The 15,997-nt window shown below is 49.7% G+C and carries 13 protein-coding genes; 6 read left to right on the plus strand and 7 right to left on the minus strand.

Going from position 1 to position 15,997, the window contains the following annotated elements:
* Nucleotides 1-30: 30 nt before the first annotated feature.
* The 4 genes from GW590_RS23315 to GW590_RS23330 form a co-directional block, all read right to left on the minus strand.
* Entirely contained in the window at nt 31-1,722 is a 1,692-nt protein-coding gene (locus tag GW590_RS23315) for an alpha-keto acid decarboxylase family protein (protein ID WP_169405475.1), read from the minus strand.
* Nucleotides 1,723-2,225: 503 nt separating this feature from the next.
* Nucleotides 2,226-2,906, minus strand: coding sequence for a dethiobiotin synthase (gene bioD, locus GW590_RS23320; protein WP_169405476.1), 681 nt, complete (start codon nt 2,904-2,906; stop codon nt 2,226-2,228).
* A gap of 187 nt (nt 2,907-3,093) precedes the next feature.
* On the minus strand, nt 3,094-4,311 hold the full coding sequence (mlc, locus tag GW590_RS23325) for a sugar metabolism global transcriptional regulator Mlc (protein WP_169405477.1): 1,218 nt from the start codon (nt 4,309-4,311) through the stop codon (nt 3,094-3,096).
* Between the two features lie 155 nt (nt 4,312-4,466).
* Complete coding sequence (locus GW590_RS23330; RefSeq protein WP_169405478.1) at nt 4,467-5,369, minus strand: LysR substrate-binding domain-containing protein; 903 nt, start codon at nt 5,367-5,369, stop codon at nt 4,467-4,469.
* 131 nt (nt 5,370-5,500) lie between these two features.
* Between GW590_RS23330 and GW590_RS23335 the strand changes: the two genes are divergently transcribed.
* Nucleotides 5,501-6,802: an MFS transporter gene (locus GW590_RS23335; RefSeq protein ID WP_169405479.1), complete on the plus strand. Its 1,302-nt coding sequence runs from the start codon at nt 5,501-5,503 to the stop codon at nt 6,800-6,802.
* Between the two features lie 168 nt (nt 6,803-6,970).
* Entirely contained in the window at nt 6,971-7,906 is a 936-nt protein-coding gene (tus, locus tag GW590_RS23340; protein ID WP_169405480.1) for a DNA replication terminus site-binding protein, read from the plus strand.
* A gap of 76 nt (nt 7,907-7,982) precedes the next feature.
* Here the strand turns inward: tus and fumC are convergent, their stop codons facing one another.
* Nucleotides 7,983-9,380 (minus strand): class II fumarate hydratase, encoded by a 1,398-nt coding sequence (gene fumC, locus GW590_RS23345; protein WP_169405481.1) that lies wholly within the window; start codon nt 9,378-9,380, stop codon nt 7,983-7,985.
* Between the two features lie 33 nt (nt 9,381-9,413).
* Here fumC and GW590_RS24490 point away from each other — a divergent pair, with 33 nt between their 5' ends.
* The 4 genes from GW590_RS24490 (at nt 9,414) to add (ending at nt 13,638) form a co-directional block, all read left to right on the plus strand.
* Nucleotides 9,414-9,536, plus strand: coding sequence for a hypothetical protein (locus GW590_RS24490; RefSeq protein ID WP_268952827.1), 123 nt, complete (start codon nt 9,414-9,416; stop codon nt 9,534-9,536).
* Between the two features lie 155 nt (nt 9,537-9,691).
* The gene (gene manA, locus GW590_RS23350; RefSeq protein ID WP_169405482.1) at nt 9,692-10,870 is read left to right on the plus strand and encodes a mannose-6-phosphate isomerase; all 1,179 of its coding nucleotides are present in this window, start codon (nt 9,692-9,694) and stop codon (nt 10,868-10,870) included.
* Between the two features lie 181 nt (nt 10,871-11,051).
* Nucleotides 11,052-12,545, plus strand: a complete 1,494-nt coding sequence (locus tag GW590_RS23355; protein WP_169405483.1) for a YdgA family protein — start codon at nt 11,052-11,054, stop codon at nt 12,543-12,545.
* Between the two features lie 94 nt (nt 12,546-12,639).
* Complete coding sequence (add, locus tag GW590_RS23360) at nt 12,640-13,638, plus strand: adenosine deaminase (protein ID WP_169405484.1); 999 nt, start codon at nt 12,640-12,642, stop codon at nt 13,636-13,638.
* 184 nt (nt 13,639-13,822) lie between these two features.
* Here the strand turns inward: add and GW590_RS23365 are convergent, their stop codons facing one another.
* Entirely contained in the window at nt 13,823-14,839 is a 1,017-nt protein-coding gene (locus GW590_RS23365) for a bile acid:sodium symporter family protein (protein ID WP_169405485.1), read from the minus strand.
* A 59-nt stretch (nt 14,840-14,898) separates the two neighbouring features.
* Nucleotides 14,899-15,945 (minus strand): oxidoreductase, encoded by a 1,047-nt coding sequence (locus GW590_RS23370; RefSeq protein WP_169405486.1) that lies wholly within the window; start codon nt 15,943-15,945, stop codon nt 14,899-14,901.
* Nucleotides 15,946-15,997 lie beyond the last annotated feature (52 nt).

A 15,997-nucleotide genomic window follows, 5' to 3' on the forward strand; every position in this document is an offset into this window, starting at 1 on the left:
TGTTTTGATGGCGAGTGTAAGCACGAACTTTTATTGCGGGCCATAGGGGCCATAATCGAAATTGGCAATCATTTTGCCAAAAGACTTAAGTGATTGCGGGCAATCAAGCGGGTCGAAATTGATTTGAATAAATGAGAGTCGACGCTGTTTTTCACAGGCTTTTAGTGCGTATTCCAGTTCAACTTCATTATTGACAATAGTGGTGAACGCGGTATGTTTTTTATTAAAGCAGCCAGCAAGTTCAGTGTAGGACCAGTCGGCAACTTCATTATATTCTGCACCTGAGCCTAAAATGTGCCTCTCAATGGTGTAACCTTTGTTATTGATGAGAAAGATAATCGGGTTAAAGTCATAAAGCAGAATGGTAGATAATTCTTGCACCGTCAGTTGAAATGCGCCATCACCAATAAATAATATATGTCGCCTGCTGGCATTACTCAGTAAAGAACCCAGCAGGGCTGGCAACGTATATCCAATAGCTCCCCATACCGGCTGGCAAAGGAAACAGACATTTTCGGGCATGGGTATAGAACTTAGTGCAATATGAGATGTACCACACTCGGCGACCACAACATCGTCCTGTTGAAAAAAATGACTCATTCGCTGCCAAAAATAATGGTGCGTAATCTTTTTTTCTGCCATCGCAAGTACAAGCGCGGTATTTTGGCTTTGGGATGGGCGCGGGAATTGTGGGACATATTGAATCCCCAGTGTTTCAATGATGCAGTTAAGGAGATCGCGAGAACGTAAACCGGGAAAAGCCTGGCCTTGCCATAACACATTTTGCGGATTGACATAGATGGTATCATCGGGAAGTTTGCAGCTATATAAAGCGGAGTTAATATCAATAAATCGCGGAGAGAAAGCGATCAGGCAATCAGACTCCTCGACTCGCTCTCTTACCTGCCGGGTCGATGCGGCTCCGCTATAGGTACCATAAAAACGGGGATGGCTCTCATCAACCACGCATTTAGCCGTTGACAGGGCGATCATTGGAATATTTAGCACCTCGGCCAGATACTGAATATCGGCTTTCAGCTGATAGCGTTCAACATCAATATCCAGTAAAAACGCCGGTTTTACCGCCGCCCCGAGTCGCGGTAACAGCCGCGCTACCACATCCTGGAGCATCCTTGGCTCACTGCTGTCAGGACATATTGACCTGGCGATTGCGGCTTGCGGAATAGTTACTTGCAGATAAGCGATATCTGAGGGTATCTGGATATAAACCGGTCGCCGCTCGCGGATACAGGCGCGAAGAACACGGTCTATTTCCTCTACCGCGTTTATATAAGTCAAACAGGTCTGGGCTACGGTGAACTCTTTAAAACAGTTCAATACATTGCTGAAATTACCGTCGGCGGTACTGTGATGCGTAGACAAATGATTGGCATTCACATGGCTCGGCGGTGAACCGGTAATACACACCATTGAAACATGCTCGGCATAAGCCCCTGCCACGCCATTAATAGCGCTAAGATCGCCAACACCATAGGTCGTTAATAGCGAAGAAATGCCATTAAGGCGGGCATAACCATCGGCGGCATAAGCAGCATTGAGTTCATTACAGGTACCCACAAAAGATAATTCACTGGTTTGATTTATCTGTTCTATTAATTGTAAGTTGTAATCCCCAGGCAATCCGATAACATGCCGCACGCCTATTTTTCGTAACTGACTAAACAAATAACAACCTATGGTTATCGTTTTATTTATCGACATCACTAAACTTCCTTGCAATTAAAGGTGTTTTTAGACAAAAACTACCGCAAGCGACAAGGGCATTTACCGCTCGCGCCATTATCAACCGCACGCAATCATTACCTGTTTTATATAACAAAAATAATAATTCAATAATCCAGTTATTTTTAGATTTGTGTAATTTAAATACATTAAATTAATTTAAAAACCTTCCGGTTAAGCACCTCAACAGAGAACGCTGTAGGCTTAATGTGCAGTAATATTGTTTGGGTGGCAAGACACCTCGTCAATTTTTTATTTAAAAGGCTATTTTTACTTTCAATATGGTGGTTTTTTTTGAGGTGCATTATTTACAGCGGTATTTATTGATTAAGGCGTCAGGCTATGTTTGGCAAGCTCTCCAGGCTTGGCAAGAGGAGTCCGCAGTCGAGTGCAATAACAACAATGGTAATAACGTTATGCAAAGGAGTAATAAGAACAGGCGAGATCGCAACCCGCGTGTCTGCGGATTGCGATCCCAAGGACTAGGCTACAGAAAGTTCGTTGAGCAGTGACAGATCTAAATATTGTGCCATTTCACGGGATTCCGCCCGCGGTAAATAAGGGATTTCGCCCAATAATGGTGCTTTAATATTCTGTCTTATGGCTGAAATGGTTTCTGCATAATGCGCCAAACATGGGTTAATACGATTGGCTACCCAGCCTAACAATGGAACACCATCGGCGATAATTGCTTCGGCAGCCAATAATGCCTGACTCACGCAGCCTTCCTGAATACCGACAACCAGGATCACCGGCATATTCAGTTGCACCACCCAATCAGAAAAACGCCGTTTTGGCGTAATCAGCGTGCGCCAGCCGTCACATCCTTCAACCACCACCGTTTCAGCTTCTTGCCGCAAAAAATGCAAACCGTCGGTCATTTGTTCAAAGATGTTCTTTGGCAAATGGCTGGTGAAAATATCCTCGTCCGATAAGGCATAAGGAGTAATTCTTGATAAAGGATAGGAAACAGAAGAGGATTTCTGTAGGGTTACCGCATCTTTATTGCGTACACCATCAGCCAACTCCTGGCTACCGGTTGCGATAGGTTTGTAGCCCAGCACAACTTTTCCCTGCGCGATCATTGCCTGTAACAATGCGCGGGAAACGATGGTTTTACCTACACGGGAATCCGTACCCGTAACAAAAAAGTGCGTTAACATGTGTAATTTACTCCAGGATCTCTCCATTTAATAAATTGCCGCAGATAAAGATCCTGCGGTGTCAATGAGACTGACTTAATATTATTAAAGTCTAGGTGATAGACGGGTATAACAGTTTGCGTTAGCGCAATGTTTTGTTGACTGAACATTCAAGATTGTGTCCAGTCAGTGAGGAAAAGGTAAATTTTTACCCTTGCAAAAGTTTTACCAATAACGAACCGTTATACAGAGCGTCTTTAACCAGTGCAGCACCGGGCATGGTGCCATGATTAAAAAACTGAGTGGATTCAAGCTGAATATTCTCACTGTAAGCCGGCAAGGACTGTTGCTGAATGCAGGACATAATGGCGGGAAAAAGTATTGTTTTTGACAAATTGAGCGGCGATCCAATGAGGATTTTTTCTGGATTGAAAAGATTGACCATTATTGCCAAAATGCGGCCAACATTCTGCCCAACGCCGATAATTACGTCTCTTGCCAGGGCATCACCGCGATTGGCGGCATCACACAGGTTTTCCACTGAGATAGGCAAGGCGTTGAGCAGTGATTGATTGGCCACGCTCAGGCGCTGTTTGACCAGTTCCAGAATATTGTCGATGCTGGCCAGGGTTTCCAGACAGCCATGATTACCGCAATAGCATCGTTTTCCATAAGGATCGACCTGGGTATGGCCGATTTCAACCACACTGCTGCTACGGTTGTGTAATACTTGCCCGCCAGTGATCACCCCTGCCCCGACGTTATCGTCAATCACCACCTGAATGACATTGCGAAAACCCCGCGAAGCACCATACAGCGATTCCGCCTTGGTCCAGGCGGCAATATCATGCTGGACAAAAACCGGCAAACCACTGCGTTTCGCCAGGGTGGGACCTAAAGGTACGGCTTCAACCGGATAAAAAGGCATTTTAAGAATGATACCGCGCGCGGCGTCAATCATGCCTGGCAAGGTAATAGCCATAGCGGTTAAACGTTCCAGTTTTCGCGCATGACGGATAAAGAATTGGTCAATATGGCCAACGATACGATCGAGAAAGGGTTCTGGGTCATCGGCAGGCAATGGCAATAAGTCTTCTGCCACCAGTTTGCTGCTTAAATCACGTAAACTCAGGGTTAACGTACCCAGGTTGATGCGTGCAGAAAGATAATGCCAGGCCTGGGTATCGAGGATCAATCCTACGGCAGGACGGCCACGGCAGCCGGGATCCTGATATTCGGTTTCCTGAACCAGGTGTGCCTGTAATAGTTCACGCACAATTTTGGTAATGCTGGCTGGCGCAAGTTGCGCCCTTTTGGACAGCTCAATACGCGAAATAGGACCAAACTGGTCTATCAGTCGGTAAACTGTACCAGCGTTGATCTGCTTGATTTGATCAATATGTCCCGGTTGCCCTTCCACTATCACTCAACTGCCTCACTGTTGCCGCTATTTTTCGCGCTTCGAAATAAATAGTAGAGCTTATAGTCTGTTTTTTGTTATATATCTTCAACTATTTGATTCGATATGTGATTTAGTGCACATATTGCAATTAAACCGCACTATCTCCGCAGGACATATCGCTAATCAACTTCTTCCATCATCATTTGTGCCAGTACAGATGCCGGTGCGCTAAGCGGGCGATAACGATGGCTGACCAGCCAAACTTGGGTATCAACCTGCTCATCTTTAAAGGAAAGATACTGGACGCCGTCAACCTGAATACGCTTATAAGAAGCCGGTAAAATGGACACTCCCAGCCCTGCCGATATCAGTCCGATAATAGTCAATGCCTCTCCCACTTCCTGGGTGATAAAAGGGGTGATCCCGGCTTTGGCCAAACGCTGAAGAATGTCATCATATAGCGAGGTGCCGACATCTTTCGAGAAGAAAACAAAAGGCTGATCCGCCAAGTGAGAAAAGGTCAGTTCCCCCGCCGGCAAGTCATTAAGGGGATGCTCGGCTGGCACTACTGCCACCAAATGCTCAGAGCGAAGCACACGGTGCTGAAGTACATCAGGCAACTCGCCATTGCGCATCACGCCAAGATCCAGGGTACCGGCCACCAGGGGGGAGATCTGCTGCTGACTGTTGAGTTCGACAATACGAATATTTACCTGCGGATGTAACATTCTGAAGCGTTTGAATGCTCGGGATATTTTCTTTAAAAATGGCGAGGATGAGGTCAGTCCGATGGTGAGATTACCCTCTTCCCCCCGATGGATCCTCGCCGCTTGTTCAGAGACGTCATTTACTTTGGCAACAATGCTTTTCGCTTCTTTAAGAAACATTTCCCCCGCCTGCGTCAAACGCACACTGCGATTGTTACGGTAAAGTAATACCGCGCCAATCTGTGCCTCCAGCGCTTGTATCTGCTGGCTTAAAGGTGGCTGCGAAATATTGAGTTTTTCGGCCGCACGACCAAAATGCAGTTCCTCAGCAACGGCAATAAAATAGCGCAAATGCCGTAATTCGATATTGCTCACTTAATCTCCAATGATATCTTTAAAGTATCAAAATACACTGATTAATATATTAGATAAAAAAAAGGATCTTGCGTAAAATTTTTTAAAATTTCCATGCAAATACAACAAATATATTTTACTAAGGATTTAAAGTGAACATCACTCGTCGGCAGCGCGCGACTACCGCGGCAGGCCAATCGGTAAATGATGACGATCTGCACGTTGCTACCCCGCAAGTCTCAATACCAGCCAAGAACATTTTTATCAAACGCGGTACCCCACAGTTTATCCGTGTCACGCTAGCGCTGTTTTCCGCCGGGTTGGCCACCTTTGCTTTACTTTACTGCGTGCAGCCGATAATGCCGGTGCTATCGCAAAGTTTTGGTGTGTCTCCCGCCACCAGTAGCCTGTCGCTTTCTGCGGCCACCGGGCTGCTGGCAATTGGTCTGCTGTTCACCGGACCGATTTCCGATGCGGTGGGCCGTAAGAATGTTATGGTCGTCGGCTTGATGTTGGCGGCTATCTGTACCCTGATTTGTTCGGTAATGACCAGTTGGCATGCCATTTTGCTGATGCGTGCGCTGGTCGGCTTGTCGCTAAGTGGCGTCGCTGCCGTGGCCATGACCTATCTGAGTGAAGAGATCCATCCCAGCGTGGTGGCATTCTCGATGGGGCTTTATATCAGCGGTAATTCCATCGGCGGGATGAGTGGCCGTCTGCTGACCGGTGTCCTGACCGACTTTGTCTCCTGGCGCGTGGCTATTGCTTTTATCGGTGTCTTCGCGCTCGCTGCCGCCAGCATGTTCTGGAAGATCCTCCCGGCTTCTCGACATTTTCGCGCCAGTTCCCTGCGCCCGCACAAGCTGGTGATCAATTTTAAACTGCACTGGCGTGACAGTGGATTGCCGTTACTGTTTGCCGAAGGTTTCCTGCTGATGGGCAGTTTTGTCACCATGTTTAACTATATCGGCTACCGGTTGCTGGCTTCGCCCTATTATATGAGTCAGGCAGTGGTTGGCGTACTTTCACTCGCGTATCTGATGGGCACTTACAGTTCCCCCAAAGCCGGGGCATTGACCGCAGTCTATGGCCGAGGACCGGTGTTAATCGGTGCGTTGATATTGATGCTGACCGGTATTTTGATCACCGCCTTTAGCTCGGTTTTGCTGGTATTTATCGGAATGGCGATGGTTACTGCCGGCTTCTTTGCTGCCCACTCGGTGGCCAGTGGTTGGATAGGCCGGCGTGCAAAACGTGCCAAAGGTCAGGCTTCATCGTTATATCTGTTCTGTTACTACGCCGGTTCCAGCGTCGCCGGTACCCTTGGCGGATTGTTCTGGAAGAATTTTGCCTGGAACGGTATTACGCTGTACATCAGTGTGATGCTACTGCTGGCGATTGTTATCGGGTATCGCCTGATGCGCCTGCCGGAATCACGTATTATTCGCGGCTAATCTCTCTGTTATGATGTTTTTGCGGGCCACGTTTGTGGCTCGCCTCCTCGCCTCTTTATCGACAGCCTGTTGCCCCACCCTCTGTTTGACTGACTTAATTTCAATGCCGATGTGTGCACATTTCAGGTTTCTCTACTATAATGTATGTTGTAACTAAGAGGAGAGCTAATGGCGAGTTATGATTTGATTTTGCGCATGAACGAATGCTTTAACGAGCTGGAACTGTCGATTACGGATTTGACGCGTTTTCTTAATCAGCTGGAACTATTGCAGGCGCGGGTGTTCTCTTTACCTGAAATTGAAAAAGGCCACGAACATAATCCGGCATTACAGATAGCCGTCACCCCACATCAAGGTGATAGCGCCCACCAGCTGGCATTGCACCATTTCCAAAAACTGTTTATCCATCACAATGGCGACAATATCAGCAGTAAAGCTGCGGTGCGTCTCCCCGGGGTGCTGTGCTATGCGGTGGATCAGGCGGAATACCAGGCGGCACAGCTGTTGATTCAGGAGGTGAACAAACTCAAAAGCGAGCTGGAGCATATTGTGACCGTAGAGTCCGGCCTGCCTGCTGAACAACGCTTTGAGTTTGTCCACAGCCACTTACGCGGATTAATTACGCTTAATGCCTATCGCTCCATTAGTTATCTGTTACAGCCGGATTCGGTACGTTTTGGCTGGGCGAATAAACATATTATTAAAAACCTGCGTCGCGATGAGTTATTGTGCCAACTGGAAAAAAGCCTCAATGCCGGACGGGCGGTGCCGCCTTATAGCCGCGAGGAGTGGGCGGCCAATATCAGCCGCGAGATAATGGATGTGCAAAACCTGCCAGAACACGCCATTTTAAAAATCAAACGTCCGGTTAAAGTGCAGCCGATTGCCCGCGTTTGGTATCGCAATAGCCAAAAACAGGTGCAGCATCCGTGCCCTTCCCCGCTGATTGCACTCTACCTGCGTGATGCCGGGATGCCATTGCCCAAGCTTGGCGAATTAACCGATTACGATGCCAACAGTATTAAACATAAGTACAAACCAGACTCGCAACCGCTCAATCTGCTAATCAAACGACTGCATCTGTATACCGATCAGCCGGTGTAGAAATTAAAAGCGCTGTGACCAATCAACAGCGCCTGGTTAGCCTCGTCACTTGCAGTAACGATCGGCGCTCGCCAAGTTAATTTTTCATACTGCCCACCATCTCGTCAGGTTTAACCCATTCATCAAACTGCGCCTCGGTCAGATAACCCAGTTTTAGCGCCGAGGCTTTCAGCGTCAGCCCCTCTTTATGGGCCTTCTTGGCAATTTCTGCCGCTTTATCGTACCCGATATGGGTATTTAGCGCGGTAACCAGCATCAATGACTCATTGAGCAACTGGGCAATACGGTCGCGATTGGGCTCAATACCCACGGCGCAGTGCTGATTAAAACCGCGCATACCGTCGGCCAACAAGCGGATCGATTGCAGATAGTTATGGATCACCAACGGACGAAAGACGTTCAGCTCAAAATTACCTGAGGCACCACCAATATTCACCGCTACGTCATTACCCATGACCTGGGCGCAAAGCATGGTCATCGCCTCGCACTGAGTCGGATTGACTTTACCTGGCATGATGGAGCTACCCGGTTCATTTTCGGGGATGGCAATCTCGCCAATACCGCAACGCGGCCCGGAAGAGAGCCAGCGTACGTCATTGGCAATTTTCATCAGTGACGCCGCCAGGCCTTTAAGGGCTCCGTGACCATGCACCAGGGCATCGCAGGTGGCCAGCGCTTCGAACTTGTTTGGCGCAGTAACAAACGGCTGACCGGTCAATTCTGCCAGCGCCCTGGCAACGCGAACCGCGTATTGCGGATGAGTATTCAGGCCGGTCCCCACCGCCGTCCCTCCCAATGCCAGTTCGGTCATATGCGCAATGCTGGCTTCGAGATGCTGTCGACTATGCACCAGCATCGCCGCCCAGCCGGAGATCTCCTGTCCCAGGGTCAAGGGCGTGGCATCCTGCAAATGGGTACGTCCGATTTTTACGATATCTTTAAAGGCCACCGCCTTATCTGCCAGCGTTTGCTGCAACTGGTCCAATTCCGGCAACAGATGCTCGCGGACAGCCAGCACCGCAGCCACGTGCATGGCCGTGGGAAAAACGTCGTTTGAACTCTGACTTTTATTGACATCATCATTGGGGTGGACCAAACGGCTTTCGCCCCGCTCGCCACCGAGGATTTCGCTGGCACGATTGGCCAACACCTCATTCATATTCATATTGGTCTGAGTACCGGAACCCGTCTGCCAGATGGATAACGGGAATTCCGACGTATGCTTATCCGCCAGCACTTCATCAGCAGCGGCAATAATTGCCATTCCCCGTTCGTTAGGTAGCAGACCAAGATCGATATTAACGCTGGCAGCCGCGCGTTTCGTCAAAGCCAGGGCATGGATCAGCGCGGTAGGCATTTTTTCCTGCGAAATACGAAAATGCTCAAGGGATCGCTGCGTCTGCGCCCCCCAGAGTTTATCGGCAGGCACCTCAATCGGTCCCATTGAGTCTTTTTCGGTGCGATAAGCGGCCATGAATTGCTCCTTAGTTTAGGATTATTCAATAAAATGAGTGACTGGTTGCCGGGTTGCATTGACGCTTCCAGGCTGTTGATGGCGGTATATTTTTCCCGCTGCAAAACCTTTACCCTGGCGGCAAGCCAACGGGGTAAAGGTTTTGCCATTAACTAATGGATTATAGAAGAGACCTCGGTGATACAGACCTTACTTGCGTTAAGAATAATCAGAACCTGCCTATACCGCATTTTTTCTCCATATTGGGTTGCTTATTCCGCTTTAGTCATTGTTTACTAGTCAGCAATTTCTCTGATTAGCAGGACAAAAAAATGCAAAAGATGCATAACAACGTACAAAATTACGCATGGGGAAGTATTGACGCACTCAGTAATCTTTACGGCATTGCCAACCCGCAAGGTAAACCTATGGCAGAACTGTGGATGGGGGCGCACCCGAAAAGCAGTTCATCGGTAACCGACGAGGAAGGCCAGACTCTGGCGCTGCGCGAGGTGATTGCCGCCGATCTCGAGGGTAATCTGGGCCATAAGGTGGCACAACGCTTTGGCGAGCTGCCTTTTCTGTTTAAAGTACTTTGTGCCGAACAGCCGCTGTCTATTCAGGTCCATCCCAGCAAAAGTGCCGCGATAGTGGGTTTCGACAAAGAAAACCAGGCGGGTATCCCACTTGATGCTGCTGAGCGCAACTATAAAGATCCCAACCATAAACCCGAGTTGGTTTTTGCGCTGACACCTTTTGCTGCCATGAATGGCTTCCGTGAACTTACTGATATTCAGTCACTTTTGCAGCCGGTTGCCGGCGCCCATCCGGATATCGCCAGCTTTCTGCTGCACCCGGACGTTGAGCATTTGCAAACCCTGTTTGCCGCGTTACTCAGCATGTCAGGGGAAAGCAAATCACTGGCGCTGGATATTCTGAAAAACGCCCTGGCCAGCCAGCACGGCGAGCCATGGGACACCATTCGCAATATCGCGCAATATTATCCCGATGACAGCGGCCTCTTCTCGCCATTACTGCTCAATGTGATCACTCTCCAGCCGGGTCAGGGTATGTTCCTGTATGCCGAGACCCCGCACGCTTACCTTAACGGTGTTGCGCTGGAGGTGATGGCCAACTCCGACAACGTGCTGCGCGCCGGGCTGACCCCCAAATATATCGATATCCCCGAATTGCTGGCCAATTTGAAGTTCGAAGCCAAAGCTGCGGATACATTGTTAACCCAGCCGGTGCAGCGCGGCAACGAATTGAGCTTCCCGATCCCGGTGGAGGACTTTGCGTTCTCGCTGCATAACCTCAGTGCCGCCCCTCAGCCGATGTCCCAGGATAGCGCAGCGATTATTTTCTGCCTTGAAGGTCAGACTATTCTCGATAAAGGTCAGCAACAGGTAGTGTTGCATCCAGGGGAGTCCTGCTATATTCCAGCCAATGAGTCGCCGGTTACTGCCAGCGGAAATGGTCGTATTGCCCGCGTATTTAATCAGCTAGCCTAATCCCTCTGGGTCAATACCGGCCATAATTCAGGCATTTTCGCGAAATGTTTGCCAAATGGCCGGTTGTTCCACCACAATAAAGCAGCGTAAGCGGTTAATTTTATAACTTTAGTGATCCAACAGATCCCATTAGCCATCACTGATGGGCTGTTAGCTCATATTTAAAAGGATGAACAGAACAATGAAAAAATCGTTAGTCGCTGTGAGCGTCATTGTGGTACTTGGCGCGGCATGGACAGGCGCTTCCTGGTATACCGGCAAATTGCTCGAACAACATATGGCCGACATGGTCGCCGATGCCAACACACAATTGAAAACCCATTACCCGCATGCCGGTCTGAAACTGGTGTATCAGGATTATCATCGCGGCGTATTCAGCAGCAGCGTACGCTTTGCCGCTCAGCCGGATGGCACATCCCCTGACAACCTGTTGAGTCCGGGTGATGAAATCGCCTTCCTGGAAACAATTGACCACGGTCCTTTCCCGGCAGCACAGTTGAAGAAACTCAACCTGGTGCCAAGTATGGCTTCTGTTCATTCCGAGCTGCAAAACACCCCGACGCTGAAAGATCTGTTTGCCGTGACTCAGGGCAAACCCCTGGTCACTGCCGAAACACGCATTGGTTATAACGGTAATACCGCCTCAGCAATCGACATCATCCCGGTCAACTATCAGAAAAATACCAGCAATCTGGAATTTGCTGGCGCAACGCTGAACCTGGATGTAGCAAAAGATATGGCGGCGGTAAAACTGGACGCCAAGAGCAATAGCCTGGCATTTACCTCTCCTAACCAGTGGGGACAGGTTGAAAAAGTGACGCTATCTGGCATCAAACTCAGCACGGATACTACCCAGGGTAAATTCCAGCTTGGTATCGGTAAACAGGCACTCAGCGTGGATAACGCCATCGTCAATATTGATGGCAAAGATGCCGCACAGCTTAGCGGTTTCAGCATGAAGACCGATTTTGGTGAAGACCAGCAAAACCTCAAGGGTCAAATCGACTACCAGCTGGACTCACTGAAAATTCAGGGCACTGATTTTGGTTCCGGCAAGCTGATGGTCAAACTCGACAAGCTTGATGGTCAGGCATTGAAACAGTTTTCCGACAGCTATAACCAACAGGCCATGCAGTTGCTGCAAAAATCTGAACAAAGCGATCCCGAAGCCAATCAACAACAGGCTGCAGCCTTGCTGATGTCCAACCTGCCGCTGTTGCTGAAAGGTAACCCGAGTATCAGTATTCAGCCTTTAAGCTGGAAAAACAGTAAAGGCGAAAGTACTTTCACTTTGCAACTTGATTTAAAAGATCCGTCTAAGGCCGCCACACCGGCACAGACTGAAGATCAATTAATCTCACAATATATTGGCAGCCTCGATGCCAAGCTCAACATCCCGCTTGATATGGCCACCGAGCTGACCACGCAAACGGCGAGAGTTGAAGGCTACAATGGTGATGACGCCGAAAAACTGGCTAAACAGCAGGTACAGGGTCTGGCGGCGATGGGACAAATGTTCAAGCTCACCAGCTTGCAGAATAATGCCATCACCAGCAGCTTCCACTATGCCGACAATCAGGTCGATCTCAATGGTCAAAAAATGACGCTGCAAGAGTTCGCCGGCTTGTTTGGTGTCTTTGGCGCTCCTCAGGCACCGCAACAACCCGCCCAGTAAGCGAACAGGCGACGCACTTTGCGTCGCCTTTTGACTACCGCTCGAAAACGCTATAATGATGCACTTTTATGACAACCAAAAATGGGTGCTGCCAATGATTGACTCTCATCTCCCCCTTACTGATATTCACCGCCATCTGGATGGCAACATCCGTGCCCAGACCATCCTTGATTTAGGCCGCCAGTTCGGTCTGTCGCTGCCTGCCAATGAGCTGGAAGCACTGCGGCCACATGTTCAGGTCATGCAAACCGCCCCTGATTTGGTCAGCTTTTTGCAAAAACTGGACTGGGGTGTCGCAGTCTTAGGTTCCCTGGATGCCTGCCGTCGCGTGGCTCAGGAGAATGTCGAGGACGCCGCCAGGGCCGGACTGCACTACGCCGAACTGCGCTTCTCTCCGTATTATATGGCGATGAATCATAAGTTGCCGGTGGCCGGCGTGGTTGAAGCGGTGATCGACGGCGTCCGTCGCGGCTGTCAGGATCATGATATTGATATCAACCTGATCGGTATTTTAAGCCGGACTTTTGGTGAAGAAGCCTGTTTGCAAGAGTTAAATGGCCTGCTGGCCCATAAAGCAGGGATCACCGCACTGGATCTGGCGGGTGATGAGCTGGGTTTCCCGGGCAGTCTGTTCCTCGACCATTTTAACCGCGGCCGCGATGCTGGCTGGCATATTACTGTGCACGCCGGCGAAGCGGCAGGTCCGGAAAGCATCTGGCAGGCGATCCGTGAATTAGGTGCCGAGCGTATTGGCCATGGTGTCAAAGCGGCGGAAGATCCGGCGTTGCTGGATTTCCTGGCCAAGCACCAGATTGGTATCGAGTCTTGCCTGACCTCCAATATTCAAACCAGTACCGTCTCGTCACTGGCAAAACATCCGCTGGCGACCTTCTTGCGTCACGGCGTTTTGGCGTCGATCAATACCGACGATCCAGCGGTTCAGGGCATTGAAATTGCGCACGAATATCAGGTCGCGGCCCCGGCAGCCGGATTAACGCCGGCAGAAATTCGTCAGGCACAGCAAAACGGGCTGACCATGGCCTTTTTAAGTGAGGCGGACAAACAGCGTCTGCGAGCCAAAGTGCTGGCTTGATGGGATGATTAACCTGAACTGGCCAACTGTTTATTCTATATGTTTCAGGTTTACGACAAAGTTACCCCTTTCAATAAGTTTATTACCGCACTGAAAGAGATTAAAACCGCAGCAAAAAATATATCACCAGGAAACTGGTGATATATTTATTCCGCTTCTGAAAATAATGGTACGCCGTTACCCACTATGATTGATTGGCTGCCTCGGTCGCCTCGCGCTGTGCCTGCTCTCTGGCGGTTTTCTTGGCATAGCGTTGTGCCAGTATCGCACACACCATTAACTGCACCTGATGGAAGATCATCAATGGCAGCACCATAGCCCCCACCGCTGAAGCCGGAAACAGTACATTCGCCATGGGGATACCGTTGGCCAGACTTTTCTTGGAGCCGCAAAACACAATAGTGATCTCATCTTGCGTCTTAAAACCAAAAGCCCGGGCTACCCAGGTATTGATCAACAATACAATGGTCAATAACACCAGCGAACAGCCTAAAACCGCCAGCAACGACCAACCATTGATTTGATGCCAGATCCCCTGCACCACTGCTTCGCTGAAAGCGACATACACCACCAGCAAAATCGATGAGCGGTCAGTGATATTAACAATCTTCTTATGCCGCGCCACCCAGGCAGCAATTAGCGGGCGACAGAGATGACCGATAACAAATGGCACCATCAGTTGCAAAATAATGGCACCAATGGCATGCAGCGTATCGCTACTCCCTCCCTGCGTATGCATCAGGACGCCCACCAGCACCGGTGACAGAAACACGCCAAGAATGCTGGAGGCCGAAGCGCTGCAAATTGCCGCTGCAACATTGCCCCCAGCTACCGAGGTAAAGGCAATCGCCGACTGCACCGTCGCCGGTAAGGCACAAAGATATAAAAAACCCATATACAGGCTTGGCGTTAACACACCCGCCGGGACTAACCATTTCATGCCAAGACCAAGCAGCGGGAACAGCGCAAAGGTGCTAAGAAACACCACAATATGCAAACGCCAGTGGCTGATACCCGCCACAATATTTTCACGGGAAAGCTTGGCGCCGTGCATAAAGAATAACAAGGCAATGGCGGCGGTGGTCAGGTGTTCAAAAAACACTTTAACTATCCCCTCGCAAGGGAAAAACGAGGCAATCACCACCACCGAGACCAAAACCAATAAAAATTTATCAATGCGCAGACGCTGAAACCAAGACATGAAACTTTTTCCTTGTCCCCGAACGGGGCGTTAATTTTCTACCCGATAATTCGGAGAACTTATTTCGGTACTGCCAGCGTTTTCTGCTGTTGTGCTGACTGCATCCCCAATTCAATCAGCTCCATGACCCGGATAGCCTGTTCAGCGGTCACCGGGTTCTCACCCTGGCCGTTGATGGCGTCACGGATAGCCGTGTAGTAGGCCGGATAATTGCCAGGGATGGTCGGCAGCGTTTTCTGGGCCAGCACACCTTCATGCTCCAGGGTCACGACACCATCGCGCTGGTCAAAGCCCCAATCTGCCTTTGGCAAGCGCTCGCCGGCTTTAAGGCGCTCTTCCTGCGGGTCGAGGCCAAATTTGACAAAGCTGCCCTTTTCACCCTGAACAATATAGCGGGCACTTTCTGCTGCAGCGTACACGGTGCCGTGTAATACCACACGACGACGAGAAGAATAGGTCAGCACGGTATTAAAGTAGTCAACCGCCTGTGCACCAGGGCGCAGTAACGCCTGGTCAGATTGGATGGTGTCCGGCATGCCAAACAGTTGAACAGCCTGGTCGAGCAAATGCGCACCCAGGTCGTACCAAATACCACTGCCCAACTCGGCAGACTCGCGCCAGCGCACCTGCACTTGCGGACGATAGCGATCGAAATGCGATTCGAAATAGACAATCTCGCCCAGTGAACCTTCTGCCAACAGCGTCTTCAAGGTCAGGAAGTCCGAATCCCAGCGGCGATTCTGGAAGACTGACAATATCTTGCCTTTCTCTTTGGCCAGAATATCCAGCGCACGGGCTTCTTCCAGGGTGACGGTAAAAGGTTTATCAACGACGACATGCTTGCCCGCTTCCAGCGCCTGGCGCGCCAAAGGGAAATGCGTAGCGTTAGGCGTTGGGATCACCACCAGATCGATGCTCGGATCGGCAAAAACTTTCTCTGCCGAATCGACCACGGTAACGGAAGGCCAGTCGGCATGGACTTTTGACGCATCACTGCTCGACACCACGGCAAATTCAAATCCCGGCGTGCTGGCAAGCAGTGGCGAGTGAAAGACTTTCGCAGCAAAACCATAGCCAATAAGCCCAACGCGTAGAGGTGAAGACATGATATAGCTCCTTTTATTTAGTCAAATATTACTGATATTGACACCAGTCAGA

The organism is Rouxiella aceris, assembly GCF_012933545.1.
Lineage (GTDB): Bacteria > Pseudomonadota > Gammaproteobacteria > Enterobacterales > Enterobacteriaceae > Rouxiella > Rouxiella aceris.

Coding starts and splice junctions, on each gene's coding strand:
- GW590_RS23370 (WP_169405486.1), bottom strand. CDS start 15,945: ATGTCTTCACCTCTACGCGTTGGGCTTATTGGCTATGGTTTTGCTGCG.
- bioD (WP_169405476.1), bottom strand. CDS start 2,906: ATGTTAACGCACTTTTTTGTTACGGGTACGGATTCCCGTGTAGGTAAA.
- add (WP_169405484.1), top strand. CDS start 12,640: ATGATTGACTCTCATCTCCCCCTTACTGATATTCACCGCCATCTGGAT.
- GW590_RS23355 (WP_169405483.1), top strand. CDS start 11,052: ATGAAAAAATCGTTAGTCGCTGTGAGCGTCATTGTGGTACTTGGCGCG.
- GW590_RS23315 (WP_169405475.1), bottom strand. CDS start 1,722: ATGTCGATAAATAAAACGATAACCATAGGTTGTTATTTGTTTAGTCAG.
- GW590_RS23365 (WP_169405485.1), bottom strand. CDS start 14,839: ATGTCTTGGTTTCAGCGTCTGCGCATTGATAAATTTTTATTGGTTTTG.
- manA (WP_169405482.1), top strand. CDS start 9,692: ATGCAAAAGATGCATAACAACGTACAAAATTACGCATGGGGAAGTATT.
- tus (WP_169405480.1), top strand. CDS start 6,971: ATGGCGAGTTATGATTTGATTTTGCGCATGAACGAATGCTTTAACGAG.
- GW590_RS24490 (WP_268952827.1), top strand. CDS start 9,414: ATGAGTGACTGGTTGCCGGGTTGCATTGACGCTTCCAGGCTGTTGATG.
- fumC (WP_169405481.1), bottom strand. CDS start 9,380: ATGGCCGCTTATCGCACCGAAAAAGACTCAATGGGACCGATTGAGGTG.